The sequence below is a fragment of the Clostridium kluyveri DSM 555 genome (assembly GCF_000016505.1).
Lineage (GTDB): Bacteria > Bacillota > Clostridia > Clostridiales > Clostridiaceae > Clostridium_B > Clostridium_B kluyveri.
On the sequence record NC_009706.1, the window covers coordinates 3294086 to 3316733 of the forward strand.

Genomic DNA, 22648 nt, shown 5'->3' on the forward strand with positions numbered 1-22648 from the left:
TACACATTGTGGAGGTATTTGGTTTAGGTGGGTTTTACAAGGCTTCTAGAAAAGGTATAATGGAATAAAAGGGGGATGGTTATATGGTAATGTCTAATAGGGAATTATTTGCTTTAATGTACAATAAAGTATTTGAAATTGCTAATAACTATAAGTCTGATTGTATATATGATGAGAAAGTTAAGGAAGAGGTGGCAAGACACTTCGGTAAAGAAAAAACTGATTGGTTCTATCATACGTGGAAGAAGATTTGAGGGCTTGAGGCTCTCTTTTTTTATGATTAAGCCCTCCAGCTGATTAGGCGGAGGGCTTTTGTTTGTTACCAGTTTTGGTTTGATTATCATTTCTATATGGAAAAGACGGTACTAATGGCACCAATGGAAAATTAAAATACAACTCTTGTTAAGGTTCAACAAACAACCAAAATTATGTATTAGTACATGCAGGTAATTTAAATACATCTCATATTAAGGTTCATATTATAATCATAATATCACAAAAGCTTTAGGAAATAAATATAAAATGTTTAAAATTGGGTATAATGGTTAATGTCATAAGAATACTTTAAAATCACTCATTATTGTTCTAATTGGTGAAAGCCCTGGGGTTTGGTCCTGGGGCTTTTGTGGACTCTTTTTGAATTATACTTAAAGATTTTAATGTAAATCCATGCTTTATTTAGTATATTTGTACTTATATATAAAATTAATGCATTGATTTTTTTGATTATTGATAATATACTTAGAATAAGGAGGACGTTAAAATGAAAAAATATATAAGAAAAATATATATAATATTTTCATATATAATTACATTTTTAATGCTTTTATCCTTAAGTACTTTTCTTATAGTTCACTTATTAAAAATTTTTTTTAATAAGTTTTATATTATGTTTTATGGATATATCAACATGTTTTTATTGGCTTCTAATATTTTGTTAGCAATATATATTACTACAAAATATTACGTTCCTTCTACTTATCATGTTTTTCATGACGATATTTATTAAAATCAATAACATTATTAACATCATCTTTATTCACTTCTAGATTAGAGGATGCTATATTTATTTCTTTACATAATTCTAGCAATTTAATCTTTTCTTGTTTAAGTTTTAAATCTTCTTCCTCAATTTGTTTTTCTTTTAGTTCTTTATTTAAATATTCATTTTTCATTTTAATCCTATGTTCTTTATACTTTATAAATAAATCCATAGCATTAGGAAGTTGTATGGGCCCAATTTTACCTCCTCCTATGGCTATCCAAACACATATAATACCAAACAACACTTTTGTGGAACTTATTACGTTTATTACATTATTACAATTATTTTGTATTTGTTGCACTATAAAAACAACGTCTCCCGGTGAATTTAAATTCATCTTTGTGGAAACATTTATACTATTATCCATGCTATAAAAAAACTGTGAAATATTATACATGAATTTTGAAAAATCAATAGCTCCTATCTCTTTTTCCTTTTCGATATTAAACACTATATTAATTTTATTATTTCTATAATATATATTATATATAGAACTTAATATAAAATCTGAATAATCATTTATATCGCTTAACCCATGATATGATGCTAATGCTTTATACAAATTAATGTTGATTCTTTCGCTATCTATAGTCTTTAAAATAGTTATTTTTCTACGCTTTTTATATGGACAAATTTCTTCTATTCCATAACTTTCTTTAGAATCTATTCTATTTATTATTTCTAATTCTTTCTCATAGGTACAATTAATATCTTCATAGTATTCTCCTACCCTGGCGAAACAAATTGAATTATTCCCATGACTTGGTATCATAACTATATCTCCATCTTTCATTTCATAGAAAAATCGAACACATTTATTGAAATTTTTAATGGCCTGTTTAGTTTTTATAGTTATAGGATATTTTCTTTCTATATACTTTTTTATTTCTAATTTTTTCTGCTTTAATTCCTTTTTATTCTCTTCATTTACTACGTTCAAAATTTTATCTTTTGTAATAGCATTCCAACCTAATGCTATAAACTTTTCTCGAATAAATTCATCATAAAAAAATCCCTTTTTGGTTCTTACCATCCAAAAGTTAACACTACTGTCTATAACTTTTATATTCAAGCATTTAATCAAGTCAAGTAAGTTATTTTGCTCTATATCCATAAGTTATTCTCCCCATCACACTAGCATTCCAAAGAATATATGGTATAATAGAGGTATATTCAATGAAATACGTTTTGTTTTAAGAAACCATTAAGATTGGTAGTCGTCATGGTTTCTTTTTTATTGTATAGCTTTTTACCAAAAAGGACAAGTCTTGACAATAAAAATAAACCCTGCCAGAAAATCCAGCAGGTTTGGAAAATGTATTTGGAGTGTTGATTTAAAAAAATTAAACTTATTTTAGGTTGTGAAAAATTAATTAAGGGGGTTAGCCTTATAAGTATATGATATATGATTTTACAAGGCGTGTAAATGGTTTCAAGGCATAAAGCTTTCTTTTGTTTTGAATTTATTGAATTTGGATATAATAATTAATGCTTACAAAACTACTATGTTATCTCTTTAATATCGTTTCAATATGTTTTAATCTATAAAAGCCCTGGAGTTCACCAGGGCTTTTGCTATGTAAAACAAAGATAACCTTAAAAATAATTTTGAACATATACTACCACTCATTAATTAGTTTAATATACATTTACTTTAATCATTTATTTTTGTTATGTTCGATATCCGCATTATCATCTACTTCAACATCTTTATCATATTTTTCATTTTTCATTTTTGTATTTCTAAGAAAGGTCGTTACAATAGTTGCTATTCCCATTCCTCCAAATATAGTTCCCGATATAGAGTAACCCTTTACTATGCATACCCCTCCAACAACAATCACAGTAATTGACACAATAAGTGCAGATATTATTCCTACGATACTATTCCTCGAACTTGAATCTAAAAACTTTTCCTCTAAACTATGTCTATGGTTCATTTGTTTTTCCGCCATACATATTATTCTATCAGCTGCACCAGGACATACTTTTTCGTATTTCTCAAAAATTTCTGGAGGCGGAAGGGGGCCTGTAAAAATTGATCCTCTAAATACTTTTCTTTTTAAAGTTCTGTTTTCTTTTTTTAAGTCTTCTTTGTTTAGTATTTCAGAAGCTTCTACTTTTTCTTGTGGAATCCCTTCCGCTTCTTTAGGTAAAATCTCTTCTCCATTTTCTTCTTTTGAAGTTTCTTCTGGCTTTATTTCACCATCTTGTAGTCCTCCTGATATCTTTTTATTGCCCACTTTAAATCTCCTCCAACTTTATCCCAGTCATTTTTCATCTTATCAATATCTGACGTGCTAATTCCTATTAATGGCTGCTTGTCCCAATATGCTTTCTTTAATTCATTTAAATTTACAATTGTCTTTTTATTTAATTTTAGCTTTTGGTAAATTAATTTCATACAATCATCCCTCCCACTAATATATAATACTATGTAAATATATAATAACATTTTGCTATAAAAAAGTACACCCTAGGCCAAATTAATGACCTAGGGTTAAAATTATTGAGCTGGTTGTACTGGAACTGTTGCACCATCTGTATTTTCTGCAGTCCCTTCCTTCACCTGAATAGGTGTCAATATCCCTTCCCCTATCTTGATAACCCCATTACATACCTCTTTATTTATAGCATCCAATTCATTCTGTGTAAGCCCTGGTATTATCTGCAGTAATCTCTTTTCCATTTCTGCTCTCTTGGCATCTCCGGCTTTGGCCAAAGATTTAAATTCATCTTCCAACACATAATACAGCCCCTTTGCAACACTAAGAGCACGATTGTAATTATCTGCTCCTTTTTTTGCCGCAAGAGCCTGTTTCTGCACCTCTACTGCATCTGCGACCTTCTTTAACACAAAAGTACCTATAATCCCAACCACTCCTATAATAAACTGTACTCCCATGCTTAATATTTGTTCTTTCATTTGTATTACCTCCTAAAATTTTATTTTTCATTTTTCCCAAGCACATTTCTCTCAATTCTATCCTCAACACGTCTGTTCATCCACATAAGAGCTTCTTCGATATGCGTTAAAGCACATGCATTTTCTCTGCTTGAAAATGATCCACTCTGGAAACTCTTTAATCTATCTCTTACTATTTCAAGTAAATCCGTATCAATTACACCCGGGGTAGACCCTTCCTCTTTCCTCGGCCCCTTCTGGAACTGTATTTCTGTAGCAACTAACGGTTCTTGAGTTTTAAAATCCAATTCATTACTCATCACTAAATAATTATGGTGTGCTCCACCTGGTCCTACTTCATCCTTTGAAAACACCTGATTTAAATTTTCTCTTTTTTGTATTGTTGATAATTTCATTTTCTCATTCCTCCATAATTTTTATAATTTGATAATTTAAAAAATGGCTATTTTACTAGCCTTACATAAGAAAATTCTCACTCCATCAGAGAAAAGATAGAATGAGAATTTAAATACTACCCTAGATAAACTTTATTGTCCTTTTCTCTGATGTCACAGAGTCTTAAAATAATAGGCATACAATTGCCCCCAATCAGAACTTTTTTATTTGGATCTAGCGTTTTCAGGTAATCAACTAGCTTTCCAATAGTATCTAACTCTTTTAAGTTTTCCTGCAATTCTTCTACATCTTTTTTTACATCTTCTGCATTACCTTCTTTTACATCCTTTAAAAACTTTTCATAATCCATTTTACATTCCTCCATAATCTTTATAATTTAAAAAGGAGCCTTTTAGGAGCGGTCAGATAGGGATTATTAATTCCTGAAAAATTCGGCATAGTCGTTGATATTCGGCTATGCCGTTTTTTCGTTTAGTTTGGTAAGTCGATAGCGCCAATGCAGTTATAGAAAATTTGAATCCGCTGGGTTCTGCGGCCATCTACTTTTTCAGCCTTAAATACAATAATTTTGTCAATGAACTCTCGGATAATCTCTGCATCCAATTCTGTAATTTCTGTGTACTTTTTAACTAGTGCTAAAAAGCGGTCGGTATTGAGGGACTGTTCATTTGCTGTATCAATGGTATGTTTTAATTCAGTTATCTTTTCTTCCAGAGCCTTCTGCTCGGCTTCATATTCAGCTGACATCTTGTAAAAACGCTCTTCGGGAATTTTGCCCATCACATTATCCTCATATAGCTTTCGAATGATTTTGTCTATGTCAGCAATGCGAGTCTGTGCTTGTTCATACTCCTTTTGACTTTGGCGGAGTTCTTTGGCAAGTTCCTTTTCTGAATTATTCATAACTATACGGATGAATTCCTGTTCATGGTCTTTGGCAAAGGAGGTTACACGTCTTAAGTCTTCTAGCAAAAGCTGTTCCACTACAACATTACGTATCTGATGTGAACTGCACATACCCTTTTTCTTGCGGTAAGTAGCACAAACGAAATATTCCTTATCGTGTGTCCATCCCTTGCCTCTAACCTGATACAGCTTTGCCCCACAGTCGGCACAAAACATCATGCCAGAAAGCATTCCCATTTCACCTAATCGTGATGGTCTTCGCTTGCCATCTCTGATTTTCTGCACTGTTTCCCAAGTGCCCTCATCGATAATTGCTTCATGGGTATTTTTGAAAACCAGCCATTCTTCTGGATTGTTCATTATCTTGACTTTGCTCTTGTAGGACTTTTTAGAAGTCTTGAAATTCACTGTGTGACCTAGATATTCCATTTTAGCCAGAATATCTGCTACGGTACGAGCCGACCAAGCATATGGGTTTTCAGGCGGTCTTGCTGGAGTGTTAATACCCATTTTGCGAAGATGCACCGTAGGTGTATCAATGCATCGCTTTTCAAGTTGCTTTGCTATCTGCGTAGGTCCAAAGCCAGCCATGCACAGTCGGAAAATATCTCTGACCACCTCGGCGGCTTTCTCATCTATAATCCAGTGCAACTTATCCTCAGGGTCTTTAATATAACCGTAAGGCGGATTGGTGCAGAGTGGCTTACCGGACTGTCCCTTGGATTTGAACACAGCACGGATTTTCTTGCTAGTATCCTTAGCGTACCATTCATTAATAATGTTAAGAAACGGTGTAAAGTCACTGTCTGCTTGGTTTGCACTATCAATACCGTTGTTAATAGCAATGAATCGTACATCTGCTTCAGGAAACATAATCTCGGTATAATATCCTACTTTAAGGTAATCCCTGCCGAATCGGGACATATCCTTGATGATAATCGTTCCAATTCTACCGGACTCTACATCTGCAATCATGCGGTTAAAGTCTGGTCTATCAAAAGTTGTACCGCTGACCCCATCATCCACATAAAATTCGATGTTACGAAAACCGTTGTCCTCAGCATATTTTTTTAGAATTGCCTTCTGGTTTACTATACTGTTGCTGTCTCCTGCAAGCTCATCATCACGGGAAAGCCTGCAGTAAAGAGCAGTAATTTTCGCTTCTTCAAATGCTAATGTTGATTTACGTATAGTGCTAAATGTTGACTGTCTATTCATTTTTCTCCTCCATTTCCGACAGTCTTCAAGCGGTTTAGCACTATGTATATTACCGTACTACCTTGAAGAAGTCGAGTTGATTTCCGTGGGTTTATTTGAACTATTTGATAACTTTGAAAGGCTTTTTGCGTTGACCGTAATCAGTCGTTTCAGCTTGGAATATGCACTTTCCTTTGCTGAATCACTTACTCGTGATTCCACCACATAGACCGTACCTCCGATATCGGATTTGGTTGTGCGGCTGTTACTTTGATTCTCCATATCGTGACCTCCTGTCCGATGTTTTGAAGGGACTGGCACTGAGCCGAATTGATTACCCAGTGCCTAATCCATTATTTAAGCTTTTATTTGTAATATTTTCAGAGCATCCGGTTGAATTAGCTTGCCATCCAATCTCTCGTAAGCAGAAAATCCAATTTGCCCCTGCAATGCATATAACTCACTTAATTTTTTTATCGTTATTGGTTGACGTTCAATCAGCCAGTAGTATGATAAATCTCCAAATACAATGCTTTTCGCTCCTGCTGATACTGTAGGCATATATGGAGAGGTAACTACAGGCTTTCCGAAGATGGTGTTGTCTGAAGAATTCCACAGATAACTGCCGCTTGTATCCTTAAGGGTTCTAAGAAGCATGGCTGTATTATCGTGCATAATAAACACAGCGTTATTGCGATATTCATCTTTTAATGAAAAATACAGAGAGATAATCTCATCAAAAGAGATGGTACTATTGTCTGCTGTAGTTACATCTGCGTCTGCCGTAAGTATACCTGTTGGCTGAGTTGTGCCATTTCCATTAAGCAATGCATTTTCCTCAGCCTTGCCAAAACGCTTCGCAAAATCACCCATCAGATATTTTTCAAGATTAAAGTTCATATCGGTGACGAATGAGCGGTTTAGCTTGACAAGAGATGCCAGCTTGTATGATTTCACCAGAAACTGTGTAAATGTATCGGCACTTTCGGGGATTGGATCTCCGTCTTCAACCCAATCTGCTGTCCCTGTTGAGGATACCGCTTGAATTTTACCTTCTGCAGAAGATAGATTGATAACAGTAGCAAATCTGCGGAGTATATTCTCCTTTGCCAAAGCAGTGTTAAAGCCTTCTCGGAACTCGTCTGGTGCGACATAGGCTCCTGCATTATCAAAACCCTCTCTTAGATTTTGATTATTTTCTTCTTTTCCTTTCATAACATTCCAAAACGCTCTATTATAAGTTGTTGATGTTGCCATAATCGTTTACCTCCTAAATTAAAATTGATTGTGGGGTATATACCCCGTTTGAAACCGCGTTTTTTTACGCGTTGCCCCACGCCCGTTGTCCAGATGAAAAAGTGTGGAGATTTGACCTCCCCTAGGGGCAGGTATTAACACATGGAGTTGTATCCATTGTTTTCACTGGTTTTAAGCTTTGTAGCAAGATGTAGCAGGTAAAAACTAAACTCTCTATACGAGAGCGATTTTTTATATAACCTGTTTTTCTTGCTACAAGCTGCTACACTGTGTTTAAATAAGAAAAAATTCTTCTTCTGTCAGCTTATATCCGATAAGCATTGTGGTCATCCCACCACCAGAACGTGGTCGTTTCCGTTCTACACGGGCGATAGCTGTTAATGCTTGTTTGAAGTTTCTTGCATTCTCCGAATAACATCCATTGGCACTGCACCAACGCTGATACCGGGCATACACTTCGGATGTCCGCACCTCACTATTAGGACTTTCCTCCAAGGCATCCTCGAAAAATAATGCTATTTTGTCGCTGTCACGTTTATAAGCCTCCGTTGCTGTCTTAACGGAATCAGGTAAAGTCAAGCCTTCTTTCTTTAACAGCTGATAGCCTTCAATTAGCCAGTTGAGGATAGCACTTTGATTCTTTGGTTTGGCGAATTCACGTTTTAAGTTTTTATCCTGCTCGCTTTCATCAAAGTGTCGTTCAAAAGGGATGATTACCACTCTGCCACTGGAAAACAGTGTCATATCCGTAATAACGGGCAGATAATTGGTGTTGATATACAGCTTAAACTTTGGCGAAAAATCAAAGGAATTCTCATGTAGAAACCTTGCGTTAATGGTGTCACCACCCGTCATGCTTTTTACCTGTGCAGCATTTAGGACAAGTCCTCTGCTAGGTTCGGAGATATTCACAAAGCGTACTCCTGCAAGCCGGGCAATATCTTCACTTGGACTTGAACTGTTATTGTTCTTTTTCAGACTGATAGTCTCCGGCCTTGCGGTACAGCCATAACTGCCTAATACCTTAAGAATGCTCTCACATAGCGTACCTTTACCGTTTCGAGTTGTAGCACCATAGAGAACAAACAGGCATTCATACCGAGTGTCTCCGCTGATACTGTAACCAAAGGCCTTTTGGAGGAATTTTGCCTTTTCCTCATCTCCGCTCATAATCTCATAAATAAATCTATCCCATCGCTCACTTTTTGCTTCTGGATCATATTTAACGCCAGATATCTTTGTAAGTCTGTCCTCGCTGTTGTGGGGATGAAAATCCATGGATGTTAAAAACAATGTTCCATTGGCACAGTTGAGTACCTGCGGGTCTTGGTCGAATTCAGCCATTGATATGGGATATACACTCTGTGCATCTTTAAGTACCGTTTCTCGGTATCTTCTTGACTGCCACTTTCGGCAATAGTCAATGTATGCCTTTCTTTGATGTTCATCTTGAATAGTCAAAGCATAGGTTAGCAGTTGATTAGCCAATGATTTACACATTTCCATCACTTTGAGATTACCAATATCGGGAGTCCATATGCCGTTTTCATAGCAAAACCACATCTTCCTTTCGGGAACATAGCGGGCAAAAGATTTATAATAATCAGCAAACAGCCTGCTTGCCCCAATATCTGTCCAAGGGTAACGCTCATTGTTTTCAGTCTTTAAATTAGCAAGGGAATATTCCCCCTGTAAAAAATCTTCTGTGGCTGAGGAACGCTTGCCGCCCGGTTTGTATACCTCAGTGACACTTGCGATAGCTTTTTGTATGGTTATCATTCCATAAGTACTGCCGGACTGCGGTCTATTCCATTTATCCCGCATTAGTCCACTTTTCCGAAAAAGTCTGTCCATCTGTCCAATATCCCTGCCACACCAAAATGCCAGCATACCACAAAGTGCCAAATCAGCTTCACTGGCAGAAGCATAGCCTGATGTATCACCCTGCCACAATGCTTTGAACCTTTCTCCGTTTACTGATTTAAAAGCCTTCTCAATAACAGACTTGTCAGACAGATAGGATTGGCTTTCTATATCTACTAGTTGCTTCACAGGGGTAGGACGCAGCATATACTTGTCTAGTATCATCTGTAGTTCATTCGATTTCTCCGGTATATCACCATTTGCATACACATTGCCTGTTACGGTAACAAAGCGGTTTGTTGCTCCAGCCACATAGACCTCAACTCCCAGCTTTCTGTTGTTGATATAATATTTTGTTTTGTCAAAGTCATAGCCAGTGGCCTTAAAGAAAATATGCAACCCTTTCCCAGATGGACTGTGTTCCATATAGCAACCACTAAAAGCCTCTACAACACTTTGGGCAATAGGTTTAAGCTTACCGCTGCTATCAAAGCAATCATCTAAGTCGATAACACATATGTCATTACCCACCAAAAATCCGATACCATCATAATCACTTATAGCAGCTACCGCCGAACTAAAATCTTTAAATGTACCACGTTGATTTGGTTTTGCCCTTTTTCTCGTTACTGGGTTATAGGGAACTTTGGTTTTTCTACCACTTCGCTCTTCATATTTCCAACAGCAAAACTGTGGCTTAATTTTGAGTATCTGTGGCAAGTTATCATATTGTGGTTTCAGTTATTTCACCTCCTTGCCTGTTAAAAATGACCCGAAACGCTACTGTTCCAGAGGGTTTGCCTTGTTTGACACAACCTCGTTATCTTTCAAGGAATACGCTCGGAATTATCGTCATGGCATATTCACCTTGAAGTATCTCTTGCATTTCGGGGTATTCAGTTGTCAAGGAGCAGTGAGAGAAAAACTATGCTTTCATTGGGGGATTATTTTTCCTCTCACCTTATAGCCACGGTAGGGCACATTAGTTGAGGATTTTCTAAAAATAATTTTCTTCCTCATCTATAAGCGAAGAATTCTATTGATTCGAACCCCTTAAAATAAAAAAACAGCCTGTCTTTTTTCTAAGGTAAAGACGACTGTAATGATTGTGTTTTTGCTCAAATTTGAGCGAAAGTGGTATTGAATTTAAGAAGTCTGAATGTTTTAACTTTGCCTTTGGTTTTACAAATAGACTTACAGACATTTTTGTCTAAAAGCTTTAATTCGAACATCTTAAGATAAATGCGTAAATAGAAAATTGTGATTGAAATAGACGAAAAATAATGTGAGATTAAAAATTTATACTGTTTATAGCGTGTTTTTGTGATATAATTATTAATATTTGTAGGAGGTGCAAAAAATGGCAATACATTATAACAAGCTATGGAAGCTGCTAATTGATAAGAATATGAAAAAGAAAGATTTGCAACGCCTTTCCGGTGTTAGCTCGGCAACTATCACAAAGCTTGGCAGAAACGAAAATGTAAATACAGAAATACTTCAAAAAATATGCACAGCTTTAGAATGTGATATTTGTGATATTTTAGAGTTTGTACCTGATAAAATTGAGAAAGGCAAGGTGAATGATAACAATGATTAAGGATATTATGAATGCCAATGATAGTGCAACACCGAACAGTCGAGAAATGGCTGTATTAAAAGAAAATTTCCCCTCATGTTTTAGGGCAGATGGATCCTTTGATATTGAGCGGTTTAAGGAATTTTTAAGTGATAAGATTGCTGTAACGGGAGAGGGTTATGAACTTAAGTTTTTGGGTAAAAACTATGCCCGATTGCTGGCTTCAATTGATACTACAACAGTTGTTGTGCCAGACGAGGAACATAACTCAAAACCTGAAAATATGAACAGTGAAAATATCTACATAAGTGGCGACAACCTTGATGGATTAAAGCATCTCTTGAAGTCCTATTCAGGTCAAGTTAAATGTATTTATATTGATCCTCCTTATAACACTGGAACAGATGGATTTGTGTATAATGACCAGTTCAATTTTACTGTGGAAGAGCTTTCGGAAAAACTAAGTATTAGCGAAGAACAGGCACAACGCATTTTAGACTTAACAAAGAGAGGTTCGGCATCGCATTCAGCATGGTTGATGTTTATGTACTCACGCCTCTTACTTGCTAGGGATTTACTTACAGATGATGGCGTAATCTTCATTAGTATTGATGATAATGAATGCCATAATTTAAAATTATTATGTGATGATGTTTTTGGCGAAGAAAATTTTATTGCTGAGTTTCCTAGAATAACTAAGCGTGGTGGAAAATCATCAGAAATAATTGCTAAAAATCATGATTATGTTCTTATGTATTCAAAAACGAATGCACCACTTCTGTTTCCAATAGCCCATAATGACAGTGCCTTTAAACACAAAGATGAGTTTTTTGAGGAACGAGGTTACTACAAATTAAATCAAACTCTTGACTATGATAGTTTACAATATAGTAAGAGTTTAGATTATCCAATTGAGATAGATGGAGAAGTATTTTATCCTGGTTCATCATTAGAATTATATAATGAACGACAATCTGGAATTCATGACACAGCTGACTGGGCGTGGCGCTGGAGTAAAGCAAAGTTTGAATTTGGATACAAAAATGGATTTATTGTTGTAAAGCGCAGTAAAAATGGTAGTAGGCTTTATACCAAAACTTATCAAAAAGCTACTATTGAAGAAAATGATGACGGATACTACATCGAATATGGTGATCGTACTAAGTGTTTATCGACCTTAGAGACGACAGATAATATGTATTCCAATGATAATGCAACAAAAGATGTTGCTTTAACTATTGGGAAAAAAATATTTAATCATACAAAGCCATTAGCACTAATGACTTTACTAGCAAAGCTTAGTACTCAGGATTCCGATATTATTTTGGATTTCTTTTCAGGTTCAGCCGCAACTGCAGAAGCTATTATGAAATTGAATTGCGATGAAAACACTCGAAGAAAATATATCATGGTGCAACTTCCTGAAAAATGTAAAGAAACAAGTTCAGCCTATAAAAATGGTTATAGGACTATATGCGATATTGGTATTGATCGCATAAAAAAAGCCGCTACTTTACTAAAGGAAGAATATCCAGATACAACAGTTGACCTAGGCTTTAAGCACTATACATTGGTTGAGCCTGAGCAAAACACTCTAGACAAACTTGAAAAGTTTGACCCTAACGAGAATAAATTATTTGCTAATAAAGACATTCTTAGTGATTTTGGAAAACCTACCGTCCTTGCAACGTGGCTTGTTAGAGATGGATATGGACTTACAGCAGATGCTGAGGAGTTAAATTTTGCTGGATACAATGGCTATTATATAGGAAAACATCTTTACCTAATTGACCCGGAATTGTCTAATAAGGCGATTGAAGCCATTGTAGTAAAATATGAAACTGACGGTAGCTTTAATCCTGAGAACGTGGTGTTATTTGGTTATAGTTTTACATGGACGGAAATGGAAGCTTTAAAAATTAATTTGAAACGGTTGAAGGATACAGAGAAAAACTTGCGTATCAACTTCGATATCCGTTATTGATTGGAGGGTATGTTATGGAACTTATCCTACAACGAGGATTACCACACCAACAAAAAGCTGTAGATGCAGTAAGTGCTGCTTTGAATGGGGTACAGATAGCTTCTCCTGTACAATTTTATGAAAATCCAAGTATTTCTCTTTCTGACCCTAAACTAGCTGCAAATATTAGAGAAATTCAAAAAAATATACCTGCAGAATATCGAAGCAGTATGCCTATTAGTGACTGCTTGAATATTGATATTAAAATGGAAACTGGTACAGGAAAGACTTACGTTTATACTCATACTATATATGAGCTTCATAAACGTTACGGACTTAATAAGTTTATTATCGCTGTACCTTCACTTGCGATTAAAGCAGGAACCGCACAGTTTTTGCGTGATGAATATGTAAAGCGACATTTTTCCGATGTTTGTGGTTATGGTACAGAAATTGAGGTTGGAGTACTAGAAACACCAAAAAACAAGAAAAAGGGGCGCTCCTATTTCCCGAGTGTTGTGAGCGACTTTGTAAAAGGTTCTTGCCAGAACACGAAGAAGATTTATGTATTATTAGTTAATATGCAACTACTTGTTGTCCGATCAAATGGTATGCTTAGCCGTGACGACTATGATTATGGAGTAGAAGGTTTTTATAGACCACTTGATGCTATTCGTGCAACAAACCCTGTTGTTATTATTGATGAGCCACACAGATTTTCTCGTGACCAGAAGGCATTTAAGGTTATCGTTGATGAAATAAAACCACAGTGTATTATACGCTTTGGTGCTACCTTCCCTGAAACTACAAGTGGACGTGGAAAAAACAAAATAACCGTAAAAGACTACCAAAACCTGCTCTATGATTTAAATGCCTGTGAATCTTTTAATCAAAATTTGATAAAGGGAGTAACGAAGGAGCATTTTGAACCGGTATCCAAGCGTGAAGAAAAGGTGAAAATCACTTCCATCACAAGCAAGGATTCTGTTACCTTTCAGTATAAAAAGCGTGATGAATCGACTAAAACATTTACTCTTAAAACTGGAGATTCACTATCTATCATTAATGAAGCTTTTGAGGGAATTACGGTTCATGCTATTGGTAAATCAACAGTTGAGTTTTCTAATGGTATTCAAAAGTCAACTGGTGAGGAATTGGATGTGGATATCTATATGACCTCTTATCAAGAGCAGATGATGCGTCTTGCCCTTGAGCGTCATTTTGAAACAGAAAAAACAAACTTCTGTGGTCGCAATTTCAAGATCAAGACATTGGCATTATTTTTTATCGATGATATATCATCATATCGACCAAACGAGGAAGGTAAAACCCCTTATCTATTGCAAGCTTTTGAGAGATTGCTTAAGGAACGGATAGAATCGGTGCTATCTACCCTCAGTGAGCATGATACAGAATATCGGGCATATCTGGAAGCAAGTCTTGCAGATATTTCTGCTTGCCATGCAGGCTATTTTTCACAGGACAATAGCGATTCGGATGAAGATATAGCAAAAGAAGTAGAAACCATCCTTCATGGAAAAAAACATCTTCTCTCTTTCAAGAATAAAGACGGTAGCTATAACACTTTACGTTTTCTATTTTCAAAATGGACACTTAAAGAGGGCTGGGATAACCCTAATGTATTTACGATAGCTAAACTTCGTTCTAGCGGAAGTGAAAATAGTAAACTGCAAGAGGTTGGACGAGGTTTACGTCTACCTGTAGATGAGAATGGTAATAGAATCTCCAATGAAGAATTCCAGCTTAATTATATTGTTGACTTCACAGAGGCAGACTTTGCTAAACGATTAATAGACCAAATAAACGGAGAAATTCCACAAGCTTCTTCTATTAGCGAAGAAAGATTGGAACAAGTGGCCAAGAAGCTTGGCATGACTTCAGATGAACTTTTTGATGCACTATATGATAAACATTACATAGACAGGCGATTAAATATAAAACCCGATACAAGGGACGCTTTCTTTGCAGAATACCCGGACTTTGCTACAGGATTGTCTTCAGGTAAGGTAAAAGACCGAAATGTAGCAAAACCAAGACCTGTAAAAATCCGCAAAGCTGTTTACAGTGAAATACGCGAATTATGGGAAGCAATCAATCAACGATACCTACTTTTCTATGATGATGATCTGGATGCTGATATGGCTAAAGTTGTTTTATCTTTGCTGGAAAAACCCGGTGTTTTTACAGACATTGTCATGACTAGCTCCAGAGATATCGTTAAGAGCGATGGCTCACAGATGATGATTGTTTCAGATACAGGCGCTCAATATATAGTATCCAAACCTATTCCCTACAATGAATTTCTTAAGAGGATCACAAATGCTACAAACATTCCAATTAAAATATTGCATGAAGCATTGTGTGAGTATGTTAAGAGGAATGGAACTATTAATCCAGAACATATTAATGAAAATTCTGTCAGCATGTTTATCCAACAATTTCATGACTGGAGAAGCAATAATTTGCAAGGTCGATTCCATTATGCAAAAAGCAATACACCTGTTGGTGCAACAGCACTCACCTATTCAGACGGTTCTCCACGTGAAGATATCGCACAGGGACGTATCGGCACAAAGATAGCTCCGGGAACACCAAGCGAGAAGTATTTATATGATGCTTTCGCTTATGACTCACCGTTGGAACAAAAAAATATTATGTCGGACATCGAAGAAGTCATTGTATATGGAAAAATTCCACGTAGCAGCATTGCCATACCAACTATTACCGGTGGAATGTACAGTCCAGACTTCATGTATGTTGTAAGAAAGGCTTCCGGTGAGAAAGAGCTTAACATTGTAGTCGAAACAAAAGACGTAGAAAATAAATCCGACTTACGTGGTACAGAAAAAGCAAAAATTGATTGTGCTCGTGTTTTCTTTGATATGCTCTCGAAAGATGGGTACACTGTTTATTTCCGTGATCAGTTAAACAACAAACAGATGGCTCAGATTATTAAAGAAGTATTGGCAGAGTAATTTAATTTAGGGGGATGAAAGGTTGAGGTTAGAAGCAATTGTAATTAAACATTATCGATCGATAGAAAGAGTGGCTCTTAAACTTCCTCCAAATAAGCCACTTGTCCTATTCGGACCGAATAACGCAGGAAAATCTAATATATTATCAGCTATAAATAGAATACTTGGTGAAAGATATCCAACTTATATTGAGATGTTGGAAAGTGATTACTTTAAACGTAATCAAAATGAATATCCTACCGCACATATTACCGCTAAATTTACTAAGCCTTTATATTATGATAATAAAGGAAATGGATATGACGTTATAGCTGTAAGTTATGGTTATAATGGACAGGCTAATAATAATCTTTTGCACGATGGCAGTGGAAATAAAATATATCCCACAAACGAACAGCGTTCTGCCTGTCAGTCCTATTTGATTGATGCTGAAAGAAATATCCAGAGTGCTTTTAATTATAGTAGTAGCTACTCTCTGTTAAGTAAGTTTTCAAAGAAGATACATGAAGCCTTAAGTACAGAGCATAAAGATGAATTATCACAAGCCTTTAATCAAATTACAGCATCCTTTGAACAGACTGATGAATTCTCTGGTTTTTTTAATCGATTTTCTGAAGCTCTAAAGGGGGCGGTAAAAGGATTTGTTCATTCATTGGCTGTGGATTTTTCAGCCTATGATCCAAACAATTATGCAAAGTCACTTCGGATCTATGCAAAAGAGGGAGATAATATTCGTGGATTTGAAGAATTCGGCACTGGTGAACAGCAAGTCTTATTAATGGCTTTTGTTAAAGCATATATGGAAGTATTCACTGGTGAAAACTTTGTGTTGATTATTGAAGAACCAGAAGCCCATCTCCATCCCTTAGCTCAAAGATGGTTAAAGGAATATGTTGTAGATATGTGTTCATGTGGCATTCAAGTAATCATTTCAACACATTCCGCAGAATTCATAGATGCAGAATACTTAGATGGACTTGTACGAGTACATAAAGAAGGTGGAGTTACTAAAGCAATACAACTATCCGCTCAACAACTTTGCGATTTTTGTATAGGGTCAGGTGTTCCAGAGAATTGTGTGTCACCAGAAAACATAATTGATTTTTACTCAACAAAACTATTTTCAGACCAGTTAAAAGGAATGTTTGCAGAAACAATCATATTAGTGGAGGGAGCTACTGAATATTTTGCTCTGCCAGTATATTTAAAACGTAGTGGGTATTCTTTAGCTGAACATGGAACCGAAATTGTTAATTGTCGTGGTAAGGAGGCAATCCCTTTGTACTGGAGGTTATTTAAAGCATACGGTTACAATTGTTATGCCATATTTGATTGTGACAGGAATGCATCAAAGACTAGGGATGTGTTTAATGGCATCTTTTGCGAAGAAGAATGGGATACAGAAACTGAAAATTGTATTGTTAGAGCCGATTATGCATACTTCGGTAAAGACTTTGAATCCTATTTGCGTACAGCAATAGATGACTATACTTCAATGGAACAAACCATTTCTGAAAAATATCATATTTCTTCAAAACCAGGAAAAGCTAAAGCTATAGCACAACATATAGAGGAAATTCCTCATTTTATTAAGGATATTGCAGATAAACTATTAATTATAGAACTTTTGGGACAAAATTAGCTGAATGTAAAAAAAGACCACACAGGAGTAAAAAACTCTTATGTGGTCTTTTTTGCCCCGCTTGAAGCTGTTCATTTAAGTTTTTCTTCAATCCCTAAGTGAACGCTCCATTAAGCTCCCTTTTTTATTCATCTACTTTCTCATAGGTCTTTTCAAATATATTAGGCTTACATGGATAGAATTCTCCATTTATGCCCTTTATAATATAATCGCCTATACTAGCTTTCATTCTTCCTTCTAGCGTATTAATATATAAAACACCTTTTTTATATTGATATCCCCTGCCATTTCCTATAAACTCATCAATAGAATTTATATTATGCCCATTATATTTTTTAGCTTCAATTACAACAGGTTTCTTTCTATACTTAGCCATTGTTTATCATTCCTTTATCACTTTCTTATCTAATAAATATGCAGATTTTTATTTATAGGCAATAAAATATAAAAATTATTTTAAATTAGTTATTCAAAAATATATTCCAGGTTTCTATTTTCAAAACTCCATCCGTAGGTCTTTCCCAGTTCTTCTGGAGTTCGGTTACAGCTTGGAAAGTTGGTTCGTCATACAACATTTGGGTGTAGGAATTTTCCTTTAAATATTCATATTGTTCTAGTTTCTGTTGAATCCATAGGACTACATGAGACTTGTGGCCTTTTACAATGATATCCTGAATTCCTTTTAATGCTGCCATAGTAGCCGGACCTGCTATTCCATCTATAACTAACCCTGCATTATAATCAATGTTCAAGTTATATTGGAGTGCTTTAATTTGCTCTACAAGTGGGTTTGGTTTTACTGGTTCACCTGTAGAAATGCTATTATAAAATGCTTCAGACATATAGTTTAAATCCAGGTACCCACTTATTCCTGGTATCTGCCCTTTTTCTGTATACTGCCACATTGCATAATCAGGCCATAATACAGTACTTGGACTGCTTACTCCATAATGAGCTACCCATAGAGGATACTTTGTTATACTGCTGTTTAAATATGCCTTTATATAACTTGGATTACAATAAATAAGTGCAGGTGCTATAGAAGATACTATTTCTAGGAAAGCCAAACACGCTTCTGTCATGTCCCCGGAACACTGCTGCTCAAAGTCCAATATTACAAAGTCTGGCTTGACTCCTGCTGCAATCTGTTTAAAAAAGTTTGCCTCCTGAATAGCCTTTGCTATGGTTGTAAATCTGGCAAAATGATAAGCCCCGGTTATAAATCCCAGGGCTTTAGCTTTAGCAATATTGGCATTATAAAATTTATCTATAAAGGTACTTCCCTCTGTGGCCTTGGCTATTAAAAAGTTGTGGCCAGCATTTTTAATTTTGTTTATATCTATAGAACCATTTAAATTACTTATATCTACTCCTTTAATCATACGATTTTCCTCCTATTTATTTTTTAATTGTTCTAAAGCTTCTACTATTTTTTTCGGGAGTGGAAGTCCACTCTTCCCGCAATTTTCAAAGATAGAGATTCCTTCGTTTGCAATGTAATAGTAGCAAACCACTGTTCTAAATATCCATGTACCCTCATTTAAGAGCCTGTCAAGTAAAGTACCTACAGCTAGAACCACAAAAATTTCAGATTTTCTTAATATACCTTTAAAGCCTGTTTGAGAATTTACCTTGCCTGTTATATAGGCACTAAATACTCCGGTACCATAATCTAAAACCATAAAAGCAGCTAACACATATAGGCAAATGTCCCAACCTCCAAAAATAAACGTCATAATTCCCCCAAAGGTACTTATAGATAGGTTAAAAACTCTTTGATGATCCACTTTAAACCTCCTATCTAGTTATTTTTAAGCATTAAAAAAAGCCTTAGACCTTCTAAAACTCCTTATATTCTCTTTATTGGTTCAGCATCATCATTCATTTGGGTTGCTTCTCCAGTTCCCCAGTTCGCTGTAACTTTAACCTCAACTGCTCCTGTTTCAATTATGTTTGCCTTTTTTCCCATGTTCTCACTCCTTTCTATAAGTATTTCAAGGTAAAATAAAAAAGCTATCTCTAGCTCCTATTTTGCCTTGTGGTTTATTCTGTATAATCCTGGCCGGTTATGGTTTTAAATTCATCTGTAGTTATAATACTTTTACTTGTTGCCTGTTTTACCATATCTAAATTTACCCAACTATTCTTATAAACCATGCTCCAAAAATTAAAATATTTACTCATTTATATCATCCTTTCTTATCCTAATTGCATTTGTGCAATTGTTTGACTTAGTGTTTCGACCTGGCTTGCCAGATCTGCATTTTGGAGAGTTAAATTTGCTACGGTTTGGGCTAAAACTTCATTTTGACTAGGCTGTTGATTTATATTCTGTATATTTTGAGTCTCTATTTTATATTGTTCTTCTGTAATTTCTTCTACATCTATTAGTAATGATGTTAATTCCTCATTTGTTGCACATACAGAGTATGTTATAAATAAATTGCACCTTTGACTTCCGGCTATAAATTTATCTATATCTAACCCTTTATAATCTGGTTGATTAAATTGATTCCAAAAATTATTTATTTTTATATATTTCATTTACTTCTCACCTTCCTAAATTAATGCATTTAATAGCACGCCATATACTTTATTTTCTTTACTATCGGTTTTAGTGAGGGTTCGTGTAGTAACAGTACCTACAGTGGAAATCGTAGATATAGAAGTATTTTCACCATTATCAAATAGTAATATTGCTCCACCTTTACAAGGTATTAATAAATTAGCACTATAACCAGTGCTAATATTAGGAACTGTAACGCTATAAAGTAATGTTCCACTTAAATTATAAATATCGCAAGTAGCAGGGTGGATAAAGAAAATTAAACTATGATATTCATTTATACATCCCAAAAGTCCTGTTCCATAATAAGTAGTCGATATTGTTGTTATAACCGTTCCTGATTTATTGGTTATTTCTATAGTTTTAGCAGGATATGTTTGTCTCATAATATAGTTTTTAGATGCATGAAAGAACATGCCATTGCCACCTATAGTAAGTGTTTTTGTAACAGTTCCACTTGAATTAAGCAGTATAGCTGTTCCATCATTGCCTGTTCCTTGCATAAACCACATACCTTCTCCTTCTACAAAACCAATAGGAGTTAATTTATTATAAGAAGATCCTGAAGGTATATTTAACAAATAATTGAATATATCTTGTTTTTCTTTTAATGCTCCTATTATACCAAATTCACTAATTCCTTCTTTAATATTCTCAGGTTTCAAATTTGGCTCACCTTTAACTTTACCACTACCATTATGATATCCTGCCGAAATAATTTGATCGGCTGTTCCTGGTGTAAGTGTCACTGCCCCTCTATTCGGCATGGTCCCGGTCTGTCCTGCAATAGTTGTTCCAGATAAAACATTGGCTACAGGAACCGTAACTGCACTTACTTTTCCACTACCATTATGATATCCTGCAGGTATAGTTTGTGCTGAACCGGAAGGTGTTATAGTTACAGCTCCTTTATTTGGCATAGTTCCTGTTCTAAGTTGTCCATCTGAATTGCTGAACTTTATTCCACTAAGTACCTGACTTTCCACAGCATTTCCTTGTCCTCTGGCTATCGCATTTATAGCAGCTATAATATCATCCCATGTGGCATCACTGCCTAAACTGCCTCCTTTACTGTTAACGGCACTAATCGCATCAGCTTTTACGTTAGTGCCAGACTGAAAAACCTCGTTTATCATCTTAATAATATCAGTTTTCTCTGTAGTTGCAGGTGTACCATTTGCTGTATGATTATTTACCGTTGTTGAATTTCCTCCGTTTGCAGGTAATGAACTTGGGAAATCGGTTATCTGTGATTTTGTATGAGTATGAGCCTTTGGTGCCTGTGCATTTACCCCACTTGCATCTAAAGTTGCTACTCCACTGGCAGTCCCCATCTCTGTTCTTTTTACCTGTGCATCATTTGTTACATTTCCCAATCCTACATCACTCTTTGTCGTTCCATGAGGATTGGTACCACTTCCAGGGTGAGTGTAAACTGTTTTTTCTGTTCCATTTATTTTTATGTTTCCATTAGTACTAGACTGCTCTACTTTATTTGCTCCTGCACTTATGCCATCAAGTTTTACTTTATCCTCTTTTGCCATTCTTCCGTCTTGTGTAGAAGATGCTTTTTTTACTATTTCAGTATCTGCTATATCCGCATTATAGTTTAAATCGTCTATATTTACTACGTCCGTACCTTCAGGCTTTTTAAATCCTAAATTCGCTGTTGTCTTCATTTAGTTCCCTCCTATCCATCATAAACTTTTAGATCATTCCATGTCTTAGGTTTGGCCTGATTCCACGTAAGGTTTTTGTCCTTTAAGAAATTCCAAACTGTATAAGTATATTTGAGATAATAGCCTAAATGAGCAGGCTTGATATCTTCAAGCATCTGTTTAAAATCTTCAAGATTCTTAGGTATCCCTTTAATCCCTATAAATTGAACTGTAAAGCTGTAGTCCTCTGGATGCATTATTACATCACACTCGCCGCCACTGAAAGCTTCTGCGGTGTTTTTTATCATCTGTCTTGTAGTAGTGCCTGAACCTCTTAGTTTTGCTTTTATGACTGCTCTTCTGTCTTCATAAGATTTATTCAGGTCAGTGGGAATGCTAAATATACTCTCCCAAAATACAAGTCCCCAGGTTGCAGTATCTATAAAACACTGGTTTAGAATATCTTCTTCCTGCCAGGCAGAAAGTCCAAGTTCATAACTTGATACATCACCCCAGGACTTAAATTCTGGAATCTCCTTTAGATGAGGAGGCAGCCTGTATAATAAATCAGGCTTGTAAGATTTAATTTCTTCATCAGATATCTGTTGTTCTTGTGAATATCCGGTTGTCCCATATTTTTCAGTACCATACATT

General features: G+C 35.5%; 22 protein-coding genes. 5 read left to right on the forward strand and 17 right to left on the reverse strand.

The annotated features are described in order from the left end of the window. Positions 1-89: 89 nt before the first annotated feature. Positions 90-254, forward strand: coding sequence for a hypothetical protein (locus CKL_RS20985; protein WP_187147904.1), 165 nt, complete (start codon positions 90-92; stop codon positions 252-254). A gap of 720 nt (positions 255-974) precedes the next feature. Here the strand turns inward: CKL_RS20985 and CKL_RS15705 are convergent. The 10 genes from CKL_RS15705 to CKL_RS15750 all read right to left on the reverse strand — a co-directional run bounded on the left by CKL_RS15705 (position 975) and on the right by CKL_RS15750 (position 10310). Then, positions 975-2159, reverse strand: a complete 1185-nt coding sequence (locus tag CKL_RS15705) for a poly(ADP-ribose) polymerase family protein (RefSeq protein ID WP_012103566.1) — start codon at positions 2157-2159, stop codon at positions 975-977. Positions 2160-2703: 544 nt separating this feature from the next. Next, positions 2704-3288, reverse strand: a complete 585-nt coding sequence (locus CKL_RS15710; RefSeq protein WP_012102314.1) for a DUF2335 domain-containing protein — start codon at positions 3286-3288, stop codon at positions 2704-2706. Continuing rightward, the gene (locus CKL_RS15715) at positions 3243-3449 is read right to left on the reverse strand and encodes a hypothetical protein (protein ID WP_012103567.1); all 207 of its coding nucleotides are present in this window, start codon (positions 3447-3449) and stop codon (positions 3243-3245) included. Before CKL_RS15715 ends, CKL_RS15710 begins: the two co-directional genes overlap by 46 nt. 102 nt (positions 3450-3551) lie before the next feature. Further along, positions 3552-3971 (reverse strand): hypothetical protein, encoded by a 420-nt coding sequence (locus CKL_RS15720; RefSeq protein ID WP_012103568.1) that lies wholly within the window; start codon positions 3969-3971, stop codon positions 3552-3554. Between the two features lie 20 nt (positions 3972-3991). Continuing rightward, a complete protein-coding gene (locus CKL_RS15725; protein WP_012103569.1) occupies positions 3992-4366 on the reverse strand; it encodes an Acb2/Tad1 domain-containing protein in 375 nt (124 codons plus the stop codon). Between the two features lie 116 nt (positions 4367-4482). Continuing rightward, a complete protein-coding gene (locus CKL_RS15730; protein WP_012102220.1) occupies positions 4483-4716 on the reverse strand; it encodes a hypothetical protein in 234 nt (77 codons plus the stop codon). Between the two features lie 122 nt (positions 4717-4838). After that, positions 4839-6491 carry a recombinase family protein gene (locus CKL_RS15735; protein ID WP_012103570.1) on the reverse strand — a complete coding sequence of 551 codons (1653 nt, stop codon included), beginning with the start codon at positions 6489-6491 and terminating at the stop codon, positions 4839-4841. Between the two features lie 57 nt (positions 6492-6548). Then, positions 6549-6752 (reverse strand): transposon-encoded TnpW family protein, encoded by a 204-nt coding sequence (locus CKL_RS15740; RefSeq protein ID WP_012103571.1) that lies wholly within the window; start codon positions 6750-6752, stop codon positions 6549-6551. A 75-nt stretch (positions 6753-6827) separates the two neighbouring features. After that, on the reverse strand, positions 6828-7727 hold the full coding sequence (locus tag CKL_RS15745) for a phage major capsid protein (RefSeq protein ID WP_012103572.1): 900 nt from the start codon (positions 7725-7727) through the stop codon (positions 6828-6830). Between the two features lie 273 nt (positions 7728-8000). Continuing rightward, positions 8001-10310 carry a phage/plasmid primase, P4 family gene (locus CKL_RS15750; protein WP_012103574.1) on the reverse strand — a complete coding sequence of 770 codons (2310 nt, stop codon included), beginning with the start codon at positions 10308-10310 and terminating at the stop codon, positions 8001-8003. A gap of 640 nt (positions 10311-10950) precedes the next feature. On the opposite strand from CKL_RS15750, the gene CKL_RS15755 reads away from it, so the two are divergent. The 4 genes from CKL_RS15755 to CKL_RS15770 are packed head-to-tail and all read left to right on the forward strand — an operon-like array spanning position 10951 to position 17770. Further along, complete coding sequence (locus CKL_RS15755) at positions 10951-11190, forward strand: helix-turn-helix domain-containing protein (RefSeq protein WP_012103576.1); 240 nt, start codon at positions 10951-10953, stop codon at positions 11188-11190. Then, complete coding sequence (locus CKL_RS15760; RefSeq protein ID WP_012103577.1) at positions 11183-13153, forward strand: site-specific DNA-methyltransferase; 1971 nt, start codon at positions 11183-11185, stop codon at positions 13151-13153. Before CKL_RS15755 ends, CKL_RS15760 begins: the two co-directional genes overlap by 8 nt. Before the next feature lie 14 nt (positions 13154-13167). Beyond that, positions 13168-16128 (forward strand): type III restriction-modification system endonuclease, encoded by a 2961-nt coding sequence (locus tag CKL_RS15765; RefSeq protein ID WP_012103578.1) that lies wholly within the window; start codon positions 13168-13170, stop codon positions 16126-16128. Positions 16129-16150: 22 nt separating this feature from the next. Further along, positions 16151-17770 carry an ATP-dependent nuclease gene (locus tag CKL_RS15770; RefSeq protein WP_012103579.1) on the forward strand — a complete coding sequence of 540 codons (1620 nt, stop codon included), beginning with the start codon at positions 16151-16153 and terminating at the stop codon, positions 17768-17770. Positions 17771-17894: 124 nt separating this feature from the next. On the opposite strand, the gene CKL_RS15775 is transcribed toward CKL_RS15770, so the two are convergent. From CKL_RS15775 to CKL_RS15800, 7 genes are all read right to left on the reverse strand, one after another. Continuing rightward, positions 17895-18146: a hypothetical protein gene (locus CKL_RS15775; protein ID WP_012103580.1), complete on the reverse strand. Its 252-nt coding sequence runs from the start codon at positions 18144-18146 to the stop codon at positions 17895-17897. Positions 18147-18231: 85 nt separating this feature from the next. Beyond that, on the reverse strand, positions 18232-19152 hold the full coding sequence (locus CKL_RS15780; RefSeq protein ID WP_012103581.1) for a glycoside hydrolase family 25 protein: 921 nt from the start codon (positions 19150-19152) through the stop codon (positions 18232-18234). A 12-nt stretch (positions 19153-19164) separates the two neighbouring features. Further along, complete coding sequence (locus CKL_RS15785; RefSeq protein WP_011930397.1) at positions 19165-19557, reverse strand: phage holin family protein; 393 nt, start codon at positions 19555-19557, stop codon at positions 19165-19167. Between the two features lie 256 nt (positions 19558-19813). After that, positions 19814-19954 carry an XkdX family protein gene (locus CKL_RS20045; protein WP_081428000.1) on the reverse strand — a complete coding sequence of 47 codons (141 nt, stop codon included), beginning with the start codon at positions 19952-19954 and terminating at the stop codon, positions 19814-19816. Positions 19955-19969: 15 nt separating this feature from the next. Then, positions 19970-20314: a hypothetical protein gene (locus CKL_RS15790; RefSeq protein WP_012103582.1), complete on the reverse strand. Its 345-nt coding sequence runs from the start codon at positions 20312-20314 to the stop codon at positions 19970-19972. 15 nt (positions 20315-20329) lie between these two features. Next, positions 20330-22015 (reverse strand): hypothetical protein, encoded by a 1686-nt coding sequence (locus CKL_RS15795; RefSeq protein WP_012103583.1) that lies wholly within the window; start codon positions 22013-22015, stop codon positions 20330-20332. 11 nt (positions 22016-22026) lie between these two features. Continuing rightward, positions 22027-22647, reverse strand: coding sequence for a YmfQ family protein (locus tag CKL_RS15800; RefSeq protein WP_012103584.1), 621 nt, complete (start codon positions 22645-22647; stop codon positions 22027-22029). Between the last annotated feature and the right edge of the window lies 1 nt (position 22648).

Bases quoted from the DNA above. Each gene is read 5' to 3' on its own strand.
- CKL_RS20985 (WP_187147904.1), top strand. From the start codon at position 90: ATGTCTAATAGGGAATTATTTGCTTTAATGTACAATAAAGTATTTGAA.
- CKL_RS15705 (WP_012103566.1), bottom strand. From the start codon at position 2,159: ATGGATATAGAGCAAAATAACTTACTTGACTTGATTAAATGCTTGAAT.
- CKL_RS15715 (WP_012103567.1), bottom strand. From the start codon at position 3,449: ATGAAATTAATTTACCAAAAGCTAAAATTAAATAAAAAGACAATTGTA.
- CKL_RS15720 (WP_012103568.1), bottom strand. From the start codon at position 3,971: ATGAAAGAACAAATATTAAGCATGGGAGTACAGTTTATTATAGGAGTG.
- CKL_RS15725 (WP_012103569.1), bottom strand. From the start codon at position 4,366: ATGAAATTATCAACAATACAAAAAAGAGAAAATTTAAATCAGGTGTTT.
- CKL_RS15730 (WP_012102220.1), bottom strand. From the start codon at position 4,716: ATGGATTATGAAAAGTTTTTAAAGGATGTAAAAGAAGGTAATGCAGAA.
- CKL_RS15735 (WP_012103570.1), bottom strand. From the start codon at position 6,491: ATGAATAGACAGTCAACATTTAGCACTATACGTAAATCAACATTAGCA.
- CKL_RS15740 (WP_012103571.1), bottom strand. From the start codon at position 6,752: ATGGAGAATCAAAGTAACAGCCGCACAACCAAATCCGATATCGGAGGT.
- CKL_RS15745 (WP_012103572.1), bottom strand. From the start codon at position 7,727: ATGGCAACATCAACAACTTATAATAGAGCGTTTTGGAATGTTATGAAA.
- CKL_RS15755 (WP_012103576.1), top strand. From the start codon at position 10,951: ATGGCAATACATTATAACAAGCTATGGAAGCTGCTAATTGATAAGAAT.
- CKL_RS15760 (WP_012103577.1), top strand. From the start codon at position 11,183: ATGATTAAGGATATTATGAATGCCAATGATAGTGCAACACCGAACAGT.
- CKL_RS15765 (WP_012103578.1), top strand. From the start codon at position 13,168: ATGGAACTTATCCTACAACGAGGATTACCACACCAACAAAAAGCTGTA.
- CKL_RS15775 (WP_012103580.1), bottom strand. From the start codon at position 18,146: ATGGCTAAGTATAGAAAGAAACCTGTTGTAATTGAAGCTAAAAAATAT.
- CKL_RS15780 (WP_012103581.1), bottom strand. From the start codon at position 19,152: ATGATTAAAGGAGTAGATATAAGTAATTTAAATGGTTCTATAGATATA.
- CKL_RS20045 (WP_081428000.1), bottom strand. From the start codon at position 19,954: ATGAGTAAATATTTTAATTTTTGGAGCATGGTTTATAAGAATAGTTGG.
- CKL_RS15790 (WP_012103582.1), bottom strand. From the start codon at position 20,314: ATGAAATATATAAAAATAAATAATTTTTGGAATCAATTTAATCAACCA.
- CKL_RS15795 (WP_012103583.1), bottom strand. From the start codon at position 22,015: ATGAAGACAACAGCGAATTTAGGATTTAAAAAGCCTGAAGGTACGGAC.
- CKL_RS15800 (WP_012103584.1), bottom strand. From the start codon at position 22,647: ATGTATGGTACTGAAAAATATGGGACAACCGGATATTCACAAGAACAA.